General features: G+C 68.9%; 18 protein-coding genes and 1 pseudogene. 5 read left to right on the top strand and 14 right to left on the bottom strand.

What is annotated here, in order from left to right; translation table 11 throughout:
• Positions 1-35: 35 nt before the first annotated feature.
• Positions 36-665, top strand: coding sequence for a hypothetical protein (locus ACWD10_RS03630; protein ID WP_451086577.1), 630 nt, complete (start codon positions 36-38; stop codon positions 663-665).
• A 139-nt stretch (positions 666-804) separates the two neighbouring features.
• On the opposite strand, the gene ACWD10_RS03625 is transcribed toward ACWD10_RS03630, so the two are convergent.
• The 8 genes from ACWD10_RS03625 to ACWD10_RS03590 all read right to left on the bottom strand — a co-directional run bounded on the left by ACWD10_RS03625 (position 805) and on the right by ACWD10_RS03590 (position 8300).
• Positions 805-2214, bottom strand: a complete 1410-nt coding sequence (locus ACWD10_RS03625) for a nucleobase:cation symporter-2 family protein (protein ID WP_451087185.1) — start codon at positions 2212-2214, stop codon at positions 805-807.
• Positions 2215-2654: 440 nt separating this feature from the next.
• Positions 2655-4043 (bottom strand): 8-oxoguanine deaminase, encoded by a 1389-nt coding sequence (locus tag ACWD10_RS03620; RefSeq protein ID WP_451086575.1) that lies wholly within the window; start codon positions 4041-4043, stop codon positions 2655-2657.
• 84 nt (positions 4044-4127) lie between these two features.
• Complete coding sequence (locus ACWD10_RS03615) at positions 4128-5567, bottom strand: nucleobase:cation symporter-2 family protein (RefSeq protein WP_451086573.1); 1440 nt, start codon at positions 5565-5567, stop codon at positions 4128-4130.
• Positions 5568-5637: 70 nt separating this feature from the next.
• Entirely contained in the window at positions 5638-6561 is a 924-nt protein-coding gene (pucL, locus tag ACWD10_RS03610) for a factor-independent urate hydroxylase (protein WP_451086571.1), read from the bottom strand.
• A gap of 5 nt (positions 6562-6566) precedes the next feature.
• Positions 6567-6965 (bottom strand): hydroxyisourate hydrolase, encoded by a 399-nt coding sequence (gene uraH / locus ACWD10_RS03605; protein ID WP_451086569.1) that lies wholly within the window; start codon positions 6963-6965, stop codon positions 6567-6569.
• On the bottom strand, positions 6962-7492 hold the full coding sequence (gene uraD / locus ACWD10_RS03600; protein ID WP_451086567.1) for a 2-oxo-4-hydroxy-4-carboxy-5-ureidoimidazoline decarboxylase: 531 nt from the start codon (positions 7490-7492) through the stop codon (positions 6962-6964). The genes uraH and uraD overlap by 4 nt, the downstream gene beginning before the upstream one ends.
• Before the next feature lie 182 nt (positions 7493-7674).
• On the bottom strand, positions 7675-8052 hold the full coding sequence (locus tag ACWD10_RS03595; protein WP_451086565.1) for a helix-turn-helix domain-containing protein: 378 nt from the start codon (positions 8050-8052) through the stop codon (positions 7675-7677).
• A complete protein-coding gene (locus tag ACWD10_RS03590; RefSeq protein ID WP_451086563.1) occupies positions 8049-8300 on the bottom strand; it encodes a hypothetical protein in 252 nt (83 codons plus the stop codon). The genes ACWD10_RS03595 and ACWD10_RS03590 overlap by 4 nt, the downstream gene beginning before the upstream one ends.
• A gap of 139 nt (positions 8301-8439) precedes the next feature.
• Here ACWD10_RS03590 and ACWD10_RS03585 point away from each other — a divergent pair, with 139 nt between their 5' ends.
• The 3 genes from ACWD10_RS03585 (at position 8440) to ACWD10_RS03575 (ending at position 11968) form a co-directional block, all read left to right on the top strand.
• Positions 8440-9279, top strand: coding sequence for a TIM barrel protein (locus ACWD10_RS03585; protein WP_451086561.1), 840 nt, complete (start codon positions 8440-8442; stop codon positions 9277-9279).
• A 62-nt stretch (positions 9280-9341) separates the two neighbouring features.
• Positions 9342-10235 carry a 2-hydroxy-3-oxopropionate reductase gene (locus ACWD10_RS03580; protein WP_451086559.1) on the top strand — a complete coding sequence of 298 codons (894 nt, stop codon included), beginning with the start codon at positions 9342-9344 and terminating at the stop codon, positions 10233-10235.
• Positions 10236-10510: 275 nt separating this feature from the next.
• Positions 10511-11968 (top strand): catalase, encoded by a 1458-nt coding sequence (locus ACWD10_RS03575; RefSeq protein WP_451086557.1) that lies wholly within the window; start codon positions 10511-10513, stop codon positions 11966-11968.
• Positions 11969-12516: 548 nt separating this feature from the next.
• On the opposite strand, the gene ACWD10_RS03570 is transcribed toward ACWD10_RS03575, so the two are convergent.
• A complete protein-coding gene (locus ACWD10_RS03570) occupies positions 12517-13230 on the bottom strand; it encodes a hypothetical protein (protein WP_451086555.1) in 714 nt (237 codons plus the stop codon).
• A 292-nt stretch (positions 13231-13522) separates the two neighbouring features.
• Between ACWD10_RS03570 and gcl the strand changes: the two genes are divergently transcribed.
• Positions 13523-15301, top strand: coding sequence for a glyoxylate carboligase (gene gcl / locus ACWD10_RS03565; RefSeq protein WP_451087183.1), 1779 nt, complete (start codon positions 13523-13525; stop codon positions 15299-15301).
• Positions 15302-15429: 128 nt separating this feature from the next.
• On the opposite strand, the gene ACWD10_RS03560 is transcribed toward gcl, so the two are convergent.
• The 5 genes and pseudogenes from ACWD10_RS03560 to ACWD10_RS03540 all read right to left on the bottom strand — a co-directional run bounded on the left by ACWD10_RS03560 (position 15430) and on the right by ACWD10_RS03540 (position 17493).
• Positions 15430-15717 carry a hypothetical protein gene (locus ACWD10_RS03560; RefSeq protein WP_451086553.1) on the bottom strand — a complete coding sequence of 96 codons (288 nt, stop codon included), beginning with the start codon at positions 15715-15717 and terminating at the stop codon, positions 15430-15432.
• Positions 15701-15949, bottom strand: a complete 249-nt coding sequence (locus ACWD10_RS03555; RefSeq protein ID WP_451086551.1) for a hypothetical protein — start codon at positions 15947-15949, stop codon at positions 15701-15703. The genes ACWD10_RS03560 and ACWD10_RS03555 overlap by 17 nt, the downstream gene beginning before the upstream one ends.
• A gap of 34 nt (positions 15950-15983) precedes the next feature.
• Positions 15984-16319, bottom strand: a complete 336-nt coding sequence (locus ACWD10_RS03550) for a recombinase family protein (protein WP_451087181.1) — start codon at positions 16317-16319, stop codon at positions 15984-15986.
• A gap of 153 nt (positions 16320-16472) precedes the next feature.
• Positions 16473-16784, bottom strand: a pseudogene (locus ACWD10_RS03545) (recombinase family protein); the annotation flags it as partial.
• 235 nt (positions 16785-17019) lie between these two features.
• Positions 17020-17493 carry a hypothetical protein gene (locus ACWD10_RS03540; RefSeq protein ID WP_451086549.1) on the bottom strand — a complete coding sequence of 158 codons (474 nt, stop codon included), beginning with the start codon at positions 17491-17493 and terminating at the stop codon, positions 17020-17022.
• Positions 17494-17738 lie beyond the last annotated feature (245 nt).

Genomic DNA, 17738 nt, shown 5'->3' with positions numbered 1-17738 from the left:
CGGGCGCCCATCGGTCAAAGGTACGGTGTTGGCCCGTGTCCACGACTGATTTCATATGCGAGCCCGGGCAGGGACGAACTGCCGGGCGGTCCACCCTGGTTGCGACGTTTCTGCTCCTCCTGACGTTGGTCGTCCTGCCGCCGCTCCTGGCGCAGGCGGGGGTCAACGATGGCGCTGGGTACATTGCGGCCGTCTTCGCGCACATCGCCGCCGCCACGATGTACCTGCTGGCCACCAGCCCTCGGCAGCTCGAAATGCGGGGCCAACTGCTGACCGCCCGCACCCTGTTCGGCCGCCGCACCGTGGCCCTGGACCGGCTGACCAAGGTCGGACGCCTCGAGATACCCAGCCACCCCACTTCGGTGGACTGGCTGCTGCTCACCGATGAGCACGGCGTCCGGCTCGCCGTGCCGGCGCCCCGCGTGGGGGCCAGCGAGTACATCGAGACGGTCATCGCCCAGGCCGTCCGGGTGGCGCCGTCCGGCCGCATCCGCGTGTCCCGCGGGGCCGCGAAGCGTCTGGGGCTGCCGGAGGAAGTGCACCTCGACTCCGGCCTGTTGACGCTATTCAAGGTCCTGGCCGGGGTCATGCTGGTGGGCGTCGTCGGGGCCGGGGTCGGGGGCGCGCTGCTCTGGCTCAGCCTCTCGCTCGCAGGGGAGGTCTGACGGCCACCTCAAGCCCGGCCCGCCGTACCGCCGAGTCCGGAAAACGCCGCGTGGCGCGTACGGCGGCATCGACTGCCTGCCGTACGCGCCACGGGTGTTCCCAGGGAGTCGGGGGGATGAGCTCCCTGAGTGTGGGGGGTCAGTGCGAGGTGGGGGTCTCGCGCTGGGTCGGGACCGCCGGTGCCGCGTCGGAGAGGTCCTGGCCGCCCTCCATCGGGTGGGTCACGTCGGACGCGTCCTTGCTCTTGCCGATGTGGTTGAAGACCAGGTTCAGGATGACCGCGGTGACGCAGCCGGTCGAGATGCCGGAGTCCAGGATGATCATCGCGGTGTCGGGGAACGCGTGGTAGAACTCCGGGGCCGCGATCGGGATCAGGCCGACGGCGATGGAGACGGCCACGATCAGGACGTTGTTGTCCTTTTCCAGGCCCGCCTTGGCCAGCGTCTGGATGCCGCTCGCCGCCACCGAGCCGAACAGCACCACGCCCGCGCCGCCCAGGACCGGGCGGGGCACGACCGCGATCAGCGAGGCCGCCAGGGGGCACAGGCCCATCAGGACGAGGAAGCCGCCGCCGACCGCGACCACGAAGCGGCTGCGGATCTTGGTCATCGCGACCAGGCCGATGTTCTGCGCGAAGGCGCTGGCCATGAAGCCGTTGAAGAGCGGCGAGAGCGCCGAGCCCAGGGTGTCGGCGCGCAGGCCCGCCGCGATGGTCTTCTCGTCCGCCGGGCGGTCCACGATCTCACCGAGCGCCAGCATGTCGGCGGTGGACTCGGTCATGGAGACGACCATGACGACGGTCATCGACACGATGGCCGCGAGAGCGAACTGCGGGGGCCCGAAGTGGAACGGGGTCGGGAAGCCTACGAGGTCCGCCTCGCCGAGCGGGCTGAAGTCGGCGACGCCGAACGGGATCGCGATGACGGTACCGACGGCGAGGCCGAGCAGGACGGCGATCTGCTTGATGAAACCGCGCGTGAAACGGCGGATCAGGAGCACGATCACCAGGGATATCGCCGCCAGGCCAAGGTACTTGAGCGAGCCGTAGTCCTTGGCTGTCGGATCGGGGCCCTGTGCCCAGCCGAAGGCCACCGGCATCAGGGAGACGCCGATCAGGGTGATCACCGTGCCGGTGACGACCGGCGGGAAGAAGCGGACCAGTTTGGAGAAGAACGGGGCCGCTATGAAGCCGAGCAGGCCCGCGACGATGACCGCGCCGAAGATGATCGGTAGCGCATCCGCCTTGTCCTCGGTCTGCTTCACCACCGCCACCATCGGCGCGACGCCCGCGAAGGTCACGCCGTTGACGAACGGCAGGCGGGCACCGATCTTCCAGATGCCGAGGGTCTGCAGGAAGGTGGCCAGGCCCGCGGTGAACAGGCTGGCACCGGTGAGAAAGGTGAGCTCCTTCGCGGAGAGCCCCACGGCTGCTCCGACGATGAGCGGCGGGGCGACCACTCCCGCGTACATCGCGGCCACGTGCTGGAGGCCGCTGGTCATCATTTTGAGAGGGGGCAACGTCTCGTCGACCGGATGCTTTTCAGGCATCTGGTCGTGGACGTTCTCGTCCTCTGGCACGGCGGCTGCTTTTCGAACCCTGGGCGTTGCTGCCACGGCGGTTCCTCCGGTCGGTTATCGCGTCGCGAGCGACGCGACGCGGATGTGTCAAGGAGGTCGTACAGATGGTGCAAACGGCTGGATGAGCTGCACGGCGCTGCGGGTCGTACTGGGGTCGCGCTGGATCGTGCTGGGAGAAGCTCATCGGTATGCGGTTGTGCGAGGGGCCGAAGAGTGGCGCTGTGCGGGTTGCGCGACTTCGGGAACATGCCGGCATGCCGACATGCAGTCATGTCCCGGTACTCCGGGTGTTCCACCGGGGCCGGTGGGCGGGGAACTCGATGCTCCCCGCCCACCGGTCCGGCCGCCGTGGATCCCGCTCGGATCCACGGCCACCGGCCGAGGGCCGTCCCCCTCGGCCGGCTGCTTCATCAGGCCTGCGCGACGATCCGCGCCAGGCGCTGGGCCTCGGCCCGGGTGTCCCGGGCGATGGCCTCTTCGTCGGCGGTCAGGAGGCGGTTGTTCTCGACGATCTGCTTGCCGTTGACGAACGACGCGGTGACCGGGGCGGCAGCACCGAAGACGATCGCGGTGACCGGGTCGGCGATCGACGCGTGGCCGAGGCCGTCGATCTTCCACAGCACGAAGTCGGCGAGCTTGCCTTCCTCCAGGGAGCCGATCTGGTCGGCGCGACCGAGCACCTTGGCGCCGCCGAAGGTGCCGAGCCGCAGCGCCTGGCGGGCGTTGAGCGCGGCCTCGCGGTGGGCGCCGAGCCGGTTGATGAGCAGCGCGTTGCGCAGCTCGGTGTGCAGCTCGCCGGACTCGTTGGAGGCGGTGCCGTCGACGCCCAGGCCGACCGGGACACCGGCCTTGAGCATGTCCGGGACGCGCGCGATACCGGCGGCCAGGCGGGCGTTGGACGACGGGCAGTGGGCGACACCGGTCCTCGTACGGGCGAAGGCCTCGATGTCGGAGTCGTTCATGTGGACGCAGTGCGCCATCCACACGTCCTCACCCAGCCAGCCGGTGGACTCGAAGTACTCGGTCGGGCCCATGCCGAACAGCTCGTGGCAGAACTTCTCCTCCTCCACGGTCTCCGAGCCGTGGGTGTGCAGCCGCACGCCGAGGCGGCGGGCCAACGCGGCGCCCTCCTTGAGGAGTTCGGTGGAGACCGAGAACGGCGAGCAGGGCGCGACGGCGACCTGCGTCATGGCGTCGAAGGACGCGTCATGGTGCTGCTTGACGGTCTCCTCGGTGGCGGCGAGCGCGCCCTCCAGGGTCTCGACGGCGAAGTCCGGGGGCAGGCCGCCGTCCTTCTCGGAGCGGTCCATGGAGCCGCGGGCCAGGGTGAAGCGGACGCCCATGTCGCGGGCGGCGCCGATGATGGCCCCGGACAGGTCGCCGGAGCCCTGCGGGTAGACGTAGTGGTGGTCCATCGCGGTGGTCACACCGCCGCGCGCCATCATCGCGAGCGAGCCCTGCGCGGCCGCACGGGCCATCGACTCGTCGATGCGCGCCCAGGTCGGGTACAGCGCGACGAGCCAGTTGAACAGGTTGTGGTCGGTCGCCAGGCCCCGGGTGATCCACTGGTAGAAGTGGTGGTGCGTGTTGATCAGGCCGGGGGTGATCAGATGGCCGGTGGCGTCGATCCGGCGGACCACGTTTTCCAAGCCCTCGGGGGCCGGTCCCGCGCCGATGGACTCGATCTTGTTGTCGGCGACGATCAGGTGGCCCGAGGCGAACTCGGTGTCCTTGGCGTCGACGGTGGCGATGGCCGCGTTCTCGATGACGATGCGCTGAGGGGCTGCCGAAGGTGCCATGGTGCTTGCTTCCTTCTGGGATGAGTGGCGGTGGAGGGGATCCCCGTACGCTTTGCGGGCTTTCGGGGAGGGCACGGCAGGACCCTAGGTGGATTTGAGTGCCGCGGCCGCGCTGCCGCGACCACGGGTGCCGAGATGGTGGAAGAACAGATTCAGCGATACGGCGACGAGTGCGCCCGCGCTGATGCCGGAGCCGAGCACGGTCTGCGCCCAGGCCGGGAAACCGGCGTAGAAGGTGGGCGCGGCGAGCGGGATGATGCCCGCCCCGAGCGACACGGCCACCAGGACGATGTTCGAGCTGTCGTCGAGCCCGGCCTCCGAGAGCGTACGGATGCCGCTGACCGCGATCGAGCCGAACAGGACGATGCCCGCGCCGCCGAGGACCGGCATCGGCACCAGGGAGACGACCGCGCCGAGCACCGGGAAGGCGCCGAGCACGATCAGCGCGCCACCGGCCACGGCGACGACGTACCGGCTGCGCACCTTGGTGAGCGACACGACGCCGACGTTCTGCGCGAACGCCGAGGTCGGGAAGGAACCGAAGACCGGCCCGAGGAGCGTGGCGATGCCGTCGGTGCGCAGGCCCCGGGTGATGGTGCGGCCGTCCGTGTCGCGCTCGCAGATCTCGCCGAGGGCGAGCATCCCGGCCGAGGACTCGGTCATGAGGACCAGCATCACGATGCACAGCGAGAGGATCGCGGCGGGCTGGAAGGTCGGGGCGCCGAACTCGAAGGGCGCGGGCAGCGCGGCGACCGGCGCGGACTTGAGCGCCGAGAAGTCGGCCATGCCGAACGGGATCGCGGCGAGCGTGCCGATGAACAGGCCCATGAGCAGGGCGACTTGCTTGACGAAGCCGCGTCCGAAGCGCTGGAAGAGCAGGATCACGACGAGCGTGAAGGCGGCGAGCGCCAGGTACTTCATGGCGCCGAAGTCGGCGGCGGTCTTGTCGCCGCCCTGCGCCCAGGCGACCGGCACGGGCATCAGGGTCACGCCGATGAGGGTGATGACGACACCCGTGACCAGCGGCGGGAAGAAGCGGAGCAGGCGGCCGAAGAACGGGCCGACGGCGAGGCAGAAGACACCGGCGACCATCACCGCGCCGTAGATGGCGGGGAGTTGCTCGCCCCGGGCGTTGGACTCGGCGATCGCGAGGATCGGGGCGATGCCCGCGGACGAGGCGGCGTTCACGAACGGCAGCCGGTTACCGACGAAGCCTTTGACGCCGAGGGTCTGGAGGACCGTGGCGAGCCCGGCGATCAGCAGGCTCGCGGCGATGAGCCGGGTCTGCGACGCCGTGTCCAGGCCGACGGCCTGGCCGATGATGAGCGGAGGGGTGACGACACCGGCGTACATGGCGGCGATGTGCTGGAGCGCGGCGGGGACGAGCCGCGACGGTTGGAGCTTCTCATCCACCGGGTGGCAGCCGGAAGTTGCCGGGCTGCTCGCCTCGGATGAGGTGGAACACGGGCCTTCCGCTGGGCCTTCCACTGGCCCTTCTGCTAGCCCTTTTGCAGGCTGTGCCATGGCTGTCGTTCCCTCCGGTGTGGCGCGCCCCCGCCCGCTACGGACGGGCGGGGGCGTGCGACATCCCGCGTCAGAGGTTGGTCATGTCGACCGGGATCTGTGGCTCGACGCCGTCCCGCAGGATGGTGGCCTCGATGAGGCCGTAGGGGCGGTCGGCCGCGTAGTAGACCTCGTTGTCGTTCTTGAGGCCGAACGGCTCCAGGTCCACCAGGAAGTGGTGCTTGTTCGGGAGCGAGAAGCGGACCTCGTCGATCTCCGAACGGCTGTTGATGATGCGCGAACCCATTTGGTACAGGGTCTGCTGCAGGGACAGCGAGTAGGTCTCCGCGAAGGCCTGCAGCATGTGCTTCTTGACCTGCTCGTACGAGCGCTCCCAGTTGGGCATCCGCTGCTCGTCGTCGGTCCAGTTGAACCGCCAGCGGCCGGATACCTGGGTGGCAAGGATGCGGTCGTACGCCTCCTTGAGCGTCGTGTACTTGTCCTTGATGTAGCCCCAGAACTCCGAGTTGGTGGAGTTCATGACGATGAGGTCCTTGAGGCCGGAGATGACCTGCCAGTTCTCGCCGTCGTAGGTGATCTCGGAGACGCGGGTCTCCTGGCCCTTACGGACGAAGGAGTGCTTGACCTCGTCGGCGCCTATGAACTTCGAGTTGGCGTCCGAGGTCTCGATCCGCTCCCAGGCGTACTCCTCGATCCGGATGCGCGCCCGGTGGATCGGCTCCTGCGACGTCACGAAGTGACGGGCGAGGTGGATGCCGAACTGCTCGGCGGACTCGATGCCGTACTCCTTGGCGAACGCGTACACCGTGTTCTTGGTGGTGTCGGTCGGCAGGCAGTGCGCGTTCGAGCCGGAGAGGTGTACGTCGTCCAGGTCTCCGGAGAGCGCGACCGAGACGTTCAGGTCCTTGATGTAGTGGGTGTCGCCGTCCCGCGTGATCTTGACGACGCGGTTCTCTGCTTTGCCGTACTGGTTCTGGCCGAGAATCGTGGGCATGTCTGCTAGCTCCCTCGGTAAACGGAGTAGCCGAACGGGTTGAGCAGCAGCGGCACGTGGTAGTGCTCGCCCGGCTTGACGGCGAACGTGATCGCCACCTCCGGGAAGAACGCGCCGCTGTCCCGATTCGCGGGGGCGTCCTGCTGCGCCTCGGCTTGCTGGTTGCTCTTGCTCAGGAAGTACGCCTCGGTCTCGAAGTCGAGACGTACGTGGGTGGTGCCCTCCGGCAGCGCCGGCAGGTCCTTGCAGCGCCCGTCCGCGTCGGTCTTGGAGCCACCGAGGGGAACGAACTCGGCGTCGCCGCCGCTGCGGGCGGAGAGCTGGATCGCGACGCCCTCGGCGGGGCGGCCGACGCTGGTGTCCAGGATGTGCGTGGACACGGAGGCGGTGGTGGCGGTGCTCATGCCTTGCTGCCTTCCTCTGCGGGCTCTTCTTCTACGAGGCGGGTGAGCCGGATGCGGTTGATCTTCCCCAGTTCGGTGCGGACGATCTCGCGCTCCGTCTCCGCGTCGTGGTCGATACGGGTCTTGAGCTGACCGAGCATGAACTCGGCCGTCGCGCCCGTGGCGCAGATCAGGAAGACGTGACCGAACTTCTCCTGGTAGGCCAGGTTCAGTTCGAGCAGTTCGGCCTTGAGCTCCTCGGAGGCGCCCGCCATCCCCCGCTGTTCGCGGGCGGACGTCGGGTCACCGGGCTTCGGACGGCCGATCGGCGGGTGCCCCTTCATCGCCGCCTCCAGGTCCTCGGTGGCGAGTTGGGCCATGGCGGCGTCGCTCGCGGCGAGGAGGGCGTCGAGGGTGGCGAAGGGGCGCTGGGCGAGCAGGGCGCTCCCCCATGCCTCGCTGGAACACACCTCGTGGAGCTCCGCGGCGGCCGCGGTCTCCGTCAGGGTGTTGAACCGGGTGAGGCCCGGTTGCGTACTCGAAGTCACGGGAAAAGCCTCCGTGGCCTGAATCGGCCTTGTGCTGGACGGGCTGGGGATTAGCTAAGACCCTCTACAACACCGCGTCAACACTTTGTTGAAATCTCTTGAACAAAGAAACCGCCGCCCGATGTCCTGGGCGACGGCTCCTCTACTCTGCGTGACCACCGTTCCTACGAACGGAGCCTCGGCTACTCGTTCTTCGCGGCGTTCTGCCTGTTCAGGTAGTTGTACACGGTGAACCGGCTGACTCCTATCGCACCGGCCACCGTCTCCACGCCGTGCCGTACGGCAAACGCGCCGCGCGCCTCCAGGAGGCGGACCACCTCTTGCTTGGCCTTGCGGTCGAGCTCGGCGAGGGGTCGGCCGTGCTTACGCTCCAGGGCGGCGAGGATGTGCTCCAGGGACTCGCCGAGCTGCGGCAGGCGTACGGCGACGACGTCCTCGCCCGCCCAGGCGAGCACCACGTCGTCCTCGCCCGCCTTGTCCGGCGGGAGCAGCTCGGCGCCGATGGCGTCGACCAGCGGCTTGATCGCGGCGACGAAGGGCTGGTCGCGGGACTCGGTCATGAGCCGTCCCCCTCGATCACGCTCACCTGGAGCGACACCCGGGTGGCCCCGGCCTCGAGGGACTGGCGCAGCAGCCGGTCCACCGTGGCGAGCACCACGTCGGCACTGCCCTCGGCGGTGTTTCCGAAGGGGCCGACGTCGACGGCGTCGAGGTCGACGCTCTCGACGATCCGGCGCGCCGCCACCGCGTGCGCGGGCGGCTCCTCCAGGTCGAAGGGCTCGGTCGTGAACTCCACTTTCAATCGCACGCGGTCAACCTACTGGCCCGCCCACGATTTCCGGGAGCCCCCACTTGACAGCCAGTGCGCCCCGCAGGCAATCTTCCATCAAGTAGAAAGTACTTTCCGCAATACGGAATGCCAGTTACGGAAGGGAGCGCCACCCCTCATGGGATTCACGGACCAGCGCTTCAACGTCAATCTGTCGATCCTCTTCACGGAACTCCCGCTCCTGGAGCGCCCCGCGGCCGCCGCCGCGGCGGGCTTCACCGCGGTCGAGCTGTGGTGGCCCTGGGTCGACTCCCCCACGCCCGAGCAGGCCGAGCTCGATGCCCTGAAGGAGGCCATTGAGGACGCGGGCGTCCAGCTCACCGGTCTCAACTTCTACGCCGGACAGCTGCCGGGCCCGGACCGCGGCGCCCTGTCCATCCCGGGCGAGGAGTCCGAGAAGTTCCGCGCCAACCTGAAGGTGGCCGCCGACTTCGCGCAGTCCCTCGGCTGCAAGGCGCTCAACGCCCTGTACGGCAACCGCGTCGACGGCGTGGACCCGGCCGAGCAGGACAAGCTGGCGCTCGAGAACCTGACGCTCGCGGCCCGCGAGGCGGACCGGATCGGCGCGATCCTCCTGATCGAGGCGCTCAACGCGCCCGAGTCGCCGAAGTGCCCGATCGTGAGCGCCCCCAAGGCGATCGAGATCGTGGACGCGGTGAACGCCGCCACCGGCCTCGGCAACGCCAAGTTCCTCATGGACCTGTACCACCTGTCCATGAACGGCGAGGACCTGACCGAGGTCATCGAGAAGTACACCGCCAAGACCGGTCACGTCCAGATCGCCGACAACCCGGGCCGTGGCGCTCCGGGCACCGGCGAGCTGCCCCTGGAGTCCCTCCTCGACCAGCTGAAGAAGGCCGGTTACGACGGCTACGTGGGCCTGGAGTACAAGGCCGGCGACCAGCCGAGCGCCGCGTCCTTCGCCTGGCTGCCCGCCGAGGCCCGCGCCGCGCGCTGACGGCAACTCACCGACGTAGCAAAGCTTTCGCGCACAGCAATTCCCAGAAAGGCACCCTCATCATGAGCAATCTCCCCAAGGTCGCATGGGTCGGTCTCGGCATCATGGGCTCCCCCATGTCCGAGAACCTGATCAAGGCGGGTTACGACGTCACCGGCTTCACCCTGGAGCAGGAGAAGCTCGACCGCCTCGCCGCCGCCGGTGGCACCGCGGCGAAGTCGATCGCCGAGGCGGTCAAGGACGCCGATGTCGTGATCACGATGGTGCCCGCGTCCCCGCAGGTCGAGGCCATCGCGTACGGCCCCGACGGCATCCTGGAGAACGCCAAGTCCGGCGCCCTGCTCATCGACATGTCGTCGATCACCCCGCAGACCTCGGTCGACCTGGCAAAGAACGCCAAGGAGAAGGGCATCCGCGTCATCGACGCGCCCGTCTCCGGTGGTGAGGCCGGTGCCATCGAGGCCGTGCTGTCCATCATGGTCGGCGGCGAGCAGGCGGACTTCGACGCCGCCAAGCCGATCCTCGACGCCCTCGGCAAGACCATCGTGCTCTGCGGCCCGCACGGCTCCGGCCAGACGGTGAAGGCCGCCAACCAGCTGATCGTGGCGGTCAACATCCAGGCCTGCGCCGAGGCCGTGGTCTTCCTGGAGAAGTCCGGCGTGGACCTGAACGCCGCGCTCGACGTACTCAACGGCGGCCTGGCCGGTTCCACGGTTCTCACCCGCAAGAAGGAGAACTTCAAGAACCGCGACTTCAAGCCGGGCTTCCGGATCGACCTGCACCACAAGGACATGGGCATCGTCACCGACGCCGCCCGCAATGTCGGTGCGTCCCTGCCGGTCGGCGCCGTGGTGGCCCAGCTCGTCGCCTCCCTGCGCGCCCAGGGCGACGGCGGCCTCGACCACTCCGCGCTGCTCCGCGCCGTCGAGCGGCTCTCCGGCGAGCAGGTCGCCTGACGGCCGGTACGGCCTGAGCCCCCTCCCTCTCACCAGGGGGTTCCCTGAGTTTCCGGGCGGCGCCCGCGCTGACACCTGTCCTGTCGCGCCCAGGCGCGGGCGCTGCCCGGAGCACCTCGCCTTGCTTCAACAAACTGTTGAGATTCTTCTTCAACAAACTGTTGACGTTCGGTTGAAGCCGAACTTACGCTCCATCGCACAGCGGAAGACTCTTTCCGCAGTTCTCGCGGAACTCTCCGCTCTAGCGAATCCCGCACGGAAGGTCAATCCGACACATGCCGCAGCGCGTGCTTACGACCGAGTCCGGCGCCCCGGTCGCCGACAACCAGAACTCCGCCACCGCCGGCGTCGGTGGCCCGCTCCTCCTCCAGGACCAGCACCTGCTCGAGAAGCTCGCCCGCTTCAACCGGGAGCGCATCCCGGAGCGCGTCGTGCACGCCCGCGGCTCCGGCGCCTACGGCTACTTCGAGGTGACCGACGACGTCACCGGCTTCACCTCGGCCAAGTTCCTCTCCGAGGTCGGCAAGCGCACCGAGACGTTCCTGCGCTTCTCGACCGTCGCCGACAACCTCGGTGGCGCGGACGCCGTCCGTGACCCGCGCGGCTTCGCCCTGAAGTTCTACACCGAAGAGGGCAACTACGACCTCGTCGGCAACAACACCCCGGTCTTCTTCATCCAGGACCCGCTGAAGTTCCCCGACTTCATCCACTCCCAGAAGCGCGACCCGTTCACGGGCAAGCAGGAGCCGGACAACGTCTGGGACTTCTGGGCGCACGCCCCCGAGGCCACGCACCAGATCACCTGGCTGATGGGTGACCGCGGCATCCCGGCCTCGTACCGCCACATGAACGGCTACGGCTCGCACACGTACCAGTGGACGAACGCCGAGGGCGAGGCCTTCTTCGTCAAGTACCACTTCAAGACGAACCAGGGCATCCGCTGCCTGTCCTCGGACCAGGCCGCCGAGCTCGCGGGCAAGGACCCCAACTCGCACCAGACGGACCTGCTCCAGGCCATCGAGCGCGGCGTGAACCCCTCGTGGACCCTGTACGTCCAGGTGATGCCGGCCGCCGAGGCCGCGGAGTACCGCTTCAACCCCTTCGACCTCACCAAGGTGTGGCCGCACAAGGACTACCCGCTCCAGCGCGTCGGCCGCCTGGTCCTCGACCGCAACCCCGACAACGTCTTCGCCGAGGTCGAGCAGGCCGCGTTCTCGCCGAACAACTTCGTTCCGGGCATCGGTCCGTCGCCGGACAAGATGCTCCAGGGCCGCCTGTTCGCCTACGCGGACGCGCACCGCTACCGCCTGGGCGTCAACCACACCCAACTGCCGGTGAACGCCCCCAAGGCGACCGAGGCCAACAACTACGGCCGGGACGGCTTCATGGCGTCCAACGCTCAGGGCCGCGGCGCCAAGAACTACGAGCCCAACTCGTACGACGGCCCGACCGAGACCGGCCAGGCGCTCTCCGCCCCGCTGGCGATCAACGGCCACACGGGTACCCACGCGGCGCCGCAGCACACCAAGGACGACCACTTCTTCCAGGCCGGTGAGCTGTACCGGCTGATGTCCGAGGACGAGAAGAAGCGTCTGGTGGACAACATCGCCGGTGGCCTCTCGCAGGTCTCCCGCGAGGACGTCATCGAGAAGAACCTGGCCCACTTCCACGCCGCCGACGCCGACTACGGCAAGCGCGTGGAGGAGGCGGTCCGCGCCCTGCGCGAGGACTGAGCGTCCGGTTCTGGCAACACCCAGGCTGCGTCCGGGGTTTGACGGGAGGTCAGACCCCTGGGCGCCCAGCCCGCGGCACGGACCCGGATGAGGGGTGGTGCGTGCTGTGGGCGGTCCGCTCCGGCGGACCGGCACGGGGTCGCGGCGGTGTGCGAGCCAGTGCGGTGGTGAAGGTTCTACGGAGCCCTTCTTGACCTGAGGGAAGGGACACCGGGTTCCATCGCTCCCGCCGCGATCCCAGCACCCTTTGACCCCGTCCGGCGGCGCGAACGTCCTGTCGCGCCAGCCTTGCGCCGTCGGACGGCAACAACTCCCTCCGGGGGGTGAGCAGAACGCCGAGCACTACGGACGGTCCCGTGGCTCGGCGTTCTCTTCATGTCCCCAGCCCCGCCCCTTCCCGACGGTATTGATATGCGGCTAACGCCGCGTGGCTGACGGCGCTTCGGGGCTCCGCCCCGGACCCCGTATCGCGCAGGGGGGTACCTCCCTGCTCGAGCGAAGCCGAGAGCTTGGGGGAGCGCTCGTCCGCAAACGCCGGACGGGCTGATTCATGCCCCCGCCGAGATCAGCTCGTCCGCCGGGCTGTTGACCGGCTGCGGCGTGCCCGTCAGGTCCAGGACGAACAGCGGCAGGCCCAGCGCGTCCGCGCGGGCGCGGGCCGACGGGGTGTACCCGGCCAGGGAGAAGTGGGCCGCCTGGGACGACTCCGCAAGGGCCGTCAGCCACAGGCACTCCACGTCCCGCAGCGAGCCAGGACGCGTCGACGGCTCCACCTGGGCCACAAGCCCCGGAGCACGCAGGCTCACGCCCGAGGAGGGCTTCTCGCGGCCCCGGCGCACCTCCCGGTACCCGAGCCACTTCAGATACAGCGCCGCCGCCGTCACGGCGTCATGCGCCGTACGAATCGTCACGGGGTGGAACGCGGGCCGGGGCGCGGGCCCCGTAGGCGGCAGCGGTATGTGCGGCGGCGGCGCGGACGCACCCGGCTGCGGCCCCGCGGCCACGGACTTCACCGGGATACGGAGCGCCGTGCCGCACTCGCAGCCCAACTCCGGCTGCGGCCACTGGTCGTGCCGTCCGCACCCCGGGCAGCGCACCGTGACCCACTCGTCCGCCCAGGTCCGATGGGCGACCGGGAACGCCGTGGCGCCCCGCAGGACGGGCGGCACGACCGGGACGCCGCAGGCGCAGGGCAGCGCCGTGGGGGCGTACACGTGCTCGCGCCGGCAGACCGGACAGCGCACCGGCACGCCTTCCGACATACGGCACCCCCTTCTTCCGCAGACGAACGCCTCCCATCGTCCCGCAACGACGACGTCCTGGGGAGGGAGTTGGCCCGGTTCAGGGTGCGGCAAACCCTTGACGACCCGCGGTCCTCCGCTTAGATTGCTTCCGTATAGCAGAACATAACTTTCGCATTGTGGAAAGTTCGCAGCCGCCGCCTCGGAGGCCCTCGGAACCCACTGCGGAAGTCGCCCGGAAGAGCCGCCCGGGCCGCGAGCAGACGCCGCGCATGTGCCCGACAGATCCACGCAGGAGTACTCGATGCCTCGAATGACAGCCGCCGCGGCGGCAGTGGAGATCCTCAAGCGCGAGGGCGTGACCAACGCGTTCGGTGTGCCGGGCGCCGCGATCAACCCCTTCTACAAGGCCCTCAAGACGGTCGGCGGCATCGACCACACGCTGGCCCGCCACGTCGAGGGCGCCACGCACATGGCCGAGGGCTACACCCGTACCCACCCGGGGAACATCGGTGTCGCCATCGGTACGTCGGGGCCCGCGGGCACCGACATGATCACGGGTCTCTACTCCGCGATCGGTGACTCGATTCCGATCCTGTGCATCACCGGGCAGGCGCCCAGCCACCTCCTGGCCAAGGAGGACTTCCAGGCCGTCGACATCGCCTCGATCGCCAAGCCGGTCGCCAAGATGGCCGTCACGGTCCTGGAGGCCGCGCAGGTCCCCGGCGTCTTCCAGCAGGCCTTCCACCTGATGCGCTCCGGCCGTCCGGGCCCGGTTCTGATCGACCTGCCGATCGACGTCCAGATGACCGAAATCGACTTCGACCCGGAGACGTACGAGCCGCTGCCGGTCTACAAGCCGCAGGCGACCCGCGCCCAGGTCGAGAAGGCGATCAAGTTCCTTCTGGAGTCCGAGCGGCCGCTGATCATCGCGGGCGGCGGCATCATCAACGCCGACGCCTCCGACCTGCTCGTCGAGTTCGCCGAGATCACCAACACCCCGGTCGTGCCGACCCTGATGGGCTGGGGCACCATCCCGGACGACCACGAGCTGAACGCCGGCATGGTCGGCCAGCAGACCGGCCACCGCTACGGCAACGCCACGTTCCTGGAGTCGGACTTCGTCCTCGGCATCGGCAACCGCTGGGCCAACCGCCACACCGGCTACAAGCTGGACGTGTACCGCGAGGGCCGCAAGTTCGTGCACGTCGACATCGAGCCGACCCAGATCGGCAAGATCTTCCCGCCGGACTACGGCATCACCTCCGACGCCAAGTCGGCCCTGGAGCTGTTCGTCGAGGTCGCCAAGGAGCTGAAGGCCGCGGGCAAGCTGCCGGACCGCTCCGCGTGGGTCGACTCGCACCTGGAGCGCAAGTCGACCCTCCAGCGCCGCACGCACTTCGACAACGTCCCGATGAAGCCGCAGCGCGTGTACGAGGAGATGAACAAGGCGTTCGGGCCGGAGACGCGCTACGTCACCACCATCGGCCTCTCGCAGATCGCGGGCGCGCAGATGCTGCACGTCTACAAGCCGCGGCACTGGATCAACTGCGGCCAGGCGGGCCCGCTCGGCTGGACCATCCCGGCCGCGCTCGGTGTCGCCAAGGCCGACCCGGAGAACCCGGTCGTGGCGCTCTCCGGTGACTACGACTTCCAGTTCATGATCGAGGAGCTGGCGGTCGGCGCGCAGCACCGCATCCCGTACGTCCACGTCCTGGTGAACAACGCGTACCTCGGTCTGATCCGGCAGGCGCAGATCGGTCTGGACATCAACTTCCAGGTCAACCTGGAGTTCGAGAACCAGAACAGCCCGGAGCTCGGCGTCTACGGCGTCGACCACGTCAAGGTCGCCGAGGGCCTGGGCTGCAAGGCGATCCGCGTCACCGACCCGAGCGAGCTGGGCGCCGCCTTCGAGCAGGCCAAGAAGCTCGCGGCCGAGCACCGCGTGCCGGTCGTCGTCGAGGCGATCCTGGAGCGCATCACCAACATCGCGATGAGCAAGACCGCCGACATCAGCGATGTGACGGAGTTCGAGGAGATCGCCACGGAGCCGTGGCACGCGCCGACGGCCATCAAGACGCTCAAGTCCTGAGCCGTACGTTCACGCGCGTACGTTCACACACATCCGCGAGGGCGGTCCACCTGGAGGGGGATGGACCGCCCTCGCGGCGTTTGCGCGTCCGGGGGTACAGCGACCAGGGGCCCAGCCTTGGCTCTGGACTACTTCTCCTCGCCGCCCTCCACGGACCTGTCCAGGTCGTGCCAGTCGACCGACACGTGGTCGTCCGTAGTCATGTTCTGGGCGTGCTTCCCCTTGGCCGGCTTGAGGGTCACGATGGTGCAGAACTGCACCCACGCCCGCTTCACCGGGAGAGGGGCGTCCGCCCGTCCTTCGATGAGTCCGGCGATGCCAGTGACCGGGTCGAGAGGAGGCAGACCGGTGACTCCAGTGAGTTTGGACTCGGCCTCCTCCAGCTTGGCCCGCAGTGCTTCACTTCCGGCCGTCATCTGCGACAGGCTGATAGCCCCCTCCGCCGTAGGCCAGGGCGAGGCTGTCGAGGCGTTCCCGCAGCCTCTTCACCTCGGCATGGAGGTGCGCCGAGTCGTCATCTCCGTCCCCTGTGCGCACGGCTAGGACGGTCGGCAGGAAGTCGGGCCACACCATGCGGGCGAGCGTCGCCTTCTCGGCGCTCCCGTCGGCAATATCCCGAGGTGTACGCGTGTGGGTCTGACGGTTCATCCGTAGACCTTCGTCCCTCGGTAGCCCCTGCCGCTCACGGTCTCGCCGCACACGCCGCAGAGGGCGATGCCGGAGAGGAGCGTCGTCGCTGTCCTGCCAGTTCTCGGTCCTCCGCTGAACCTGTCGGGACTCGACAGGATGGCCACCACCGCGTAGTGGGCGTCGTCGTCGAGGTGGCGGGCCACTCGGCCTCGCCCATGACTTCACCTCGGTAGGTGCGCTGACCGATGTACCTCGGAGAGGTGAGTACCTTCTTCACCCCTCGCAGGGTCCACGCCTTCGCTCCGGCCGCGATCGAGCGAGGCGAGAGCAGACCGGCCTCCGTCCACTTCCGGGCTACGGCCGAAATGGACTCACCTGCCAGGATCATCGAGGCGGCTTCGCGGATGGCCTCGGCCTCGGCCGAAACGACCGTTATGTGATCCTCGGCGTACCCGAAGGGGCGGATGCCCGCCGTGTAGGGCTTGCCAGCCTTCGCCGCTTGCCGGTTGGCGAGTGCCTGGCGCTCGGCCTTCTGCTCGCCTTCGTACGTCGCCCACGCCGTGACCGTTCGGGCGACGGCTCGACCGGCGGGAGTCGATAGGTCAAGGTGTCCGGCACGCACCGCGTGCACGTTCACACCGAGTGCGATCACTCGTTCAAGGTCCTTCGTCACCCTGACGAGCCGGTCCGTGTGCCAGCACACGATCGCTTCCGGCTGGCTGGCCTACAGCGCCTCGAAGCCCGGCCGGACCTTCCCTTTCGTGGCGCTGATGGAACTGTCCGAGAACACCTCTCCTACCTCGAATCCGATACGCGCACAGAGCTCCCGGCACCCCTCCTCTTGCCTCGCCACACCGAGCTCTTCGCCGGTGAGGTCCTTGGAAATGCGGACGTAGATGCTCGCCCGAACGAGGCCGCCCCCTGACGTTGCGTCATGGCGCCGATTTTACCTGCACCCAGTACCACTCGGAGCAGTAATAGAAGGGAACCGGCAGGCAGACCCGGTCCTGTTCGGTGTGGCCGATCAACTGGCCCACGCGGTGGCCGTTGTTGAGGATGTTGTGCCGGGAAAGCATGGCGCCCTGCGCCTACCCTTCGGGCGGCGCGACACCGAGGCCCAGGGCTTGCCGTGCGGCGGTCAGGAACGCGGACTCGGCTTCCTCGATGTCGTCCAGGGGCCGGCTTCGCTCCAGGCGGTCGGCGAGTTCGCGGGCGGCCTCGGCCACGTGCGCCGGACCCTCCAGGAGCACCGCCTGCAGCGAGCGTTCCAGGCTCGGCTGGTCCGGCCCGTCCGCGACCCCGGTACGCAGCGTCGACGCGGCGCTCGCGGCCGCCTCAAGGAACCGCACGTAGGTCTGCCGGCGCAGGTCGAGGACGCGTGTGGTGCGCTGTTCGTGGAGAGTGGCCCGTACCGTCTCCAGGACCGCGTCCGCCTGCCGGTCCCCCGCGTGCCGGGCCGCCTCCGCCTGCCGACCGCCCGCGCCCATCGCGAACCAGCCGGTCACCACACTGCCCGCGAGCGCTGCCCCTGCCGCGATCAACGCGACCCCCCACTCCGTCATGGTCCCATTCTTCCAGAGCCACCTGGCTCGGCTCAGCTCGGCGGGTACGATCGCGCCCATGCTGCCCGATGTCCACCCCACACCCTCACCGATCTGCGCAAACACCCCCTCTGATGCGCCCACCACACTAGAATCGGGCAGCGGGCAGCGGGCAGCGGGCAGCGGGCAGCGGGCAGCGGGCAGCGGGCAGCGGGCAGCGGGCAGCGGGCAGAGGGAAGCGGCGCGCGGGCAGAGGGGAGCGGGCA

Source organism: Streptomyces sp. NPDC002851 (genome assembly GCF_053591935.1).
Note: the sequence above shows the minus strand (reverse complement) of the source record. Positions and strands in the feature narration are given on the sequence as shown.

What these genes read in the sequence shown, in the direction of transcription:
- ACWD10_RS03585 (WP_451086561.1), top strand. Translation starts at nt 8,440, where the DNA reads ATGGGATTCACGGACCAGCGCTTCAACGTCAATCTGTCGATCCTCTTC.
- ACWD10_RS03620 (WP_451086575.1), bottom strand. Translation starts at nt 4,043, where the DNA reads ATGGCACCTTCGGCAGCCCCTCAGCGCATCGTCATCGAGAACGCGGCC.
- ACWD10_RS03615 (WP_451086573.1), bottom strand. Translation starts at nt 5,567, where the DNA reads ATGGCACAGCCTGCAAAAGGGCTAGCAGAAGGGCCAGTGGAAGGCCCA.
- ACWD10_RS03550 (WP_451087181.1), bottom strand. Translation starts at nt 16,319, where the DNA reads ATGATCCTGGCAGGTGAGTCCATTTCGGCCGTAGCCCGGAAGTGGACG.
- ACWD10_RS03625 (WP_451087185.1), bottom strand. Translation starts at nt 2,214, where the DNA reads ATGCCTGAAAAGCATCCGGTCGACGAGACGTTGCCCCCTCTCAAAATG.
- ACWD10_RS03580 (WP_451086559.1), top strand. Translation starts at nt 9,342, where the DNA reads ATGAGCAATCTCCCCAAGGTCGCATGGGTCGGTCTCGGCATCATGGGC.
- ACWD10_RS03575 (WP_451086557.1), top strand. Translation starts at nt 10,511, where the DNA reads ATGCCGCAGCGCGTGCTTACGACCGAGTCCGGCGCCCCGGTCGCCGAC.
- ACWD10_RS03595 (WP_451086565.1), bottom strand. Translation starts at nt 8,052, where the DNA reads ATGACCGAGTCCCGCGACCAGCCCTTCGTCGCCGCGATCAAGCCGCTG.
- ACWD10_RS03570 (WP_451086555.1), bottom strand. Translation starts at nt 13,230, where the DNA reads ATGTCGGAAGGCGTGCCGGTGCGCTGTCCGGTCTGCCGGCGCGAGCAC.
- ACWD10_RS03560 (WP_451086553.1), bottom strand. Translation starts at nt 15,717, where the DNA reads ATGACGGCCGGAAGTGAAGCACTGCGGGCCAAGCTGGAGGAGGCCGAG.
- pucL (WP_451086571.1), bottom strand. Translation starts at nt 6,561, where the DNA reads ATGCCCACGATTCTCGGCCAGAACCAGTACGGCAAAGCAGAGAACCGC.
- gcl (WP_451087183.1), top strand. Translation starts at nt 13,523, where the DNA reads ATGACAGCCGCCGCGGCGGCAGTGGAGATCCTCAAGCGCGAGGGCGTG.
- uraH (WP_451086569.1), bottom strand. Translation starts at nt 6,965, where the DNA reads ATGAGCACCGCCACCACCGCCTCCGTGTCCACGCACATCCTGGACACC.
- ACWD10_RS03540 (WP_451086549.1), bottom strand. Translation starts at nt 17,493, where the DNA reads ATGACGGAGTGGGGGGTCGCGTTGATCGCGGCAGGGGCAGCGCTCGCG.
- ACWD10_RS03555 (WP_451086551.1), bottom strand. Translation starts at nt 15,949, where the DNA reads ATGAACCGTCAGACCCACACGCGTACACCTCGGGATATTGCCGACGGG.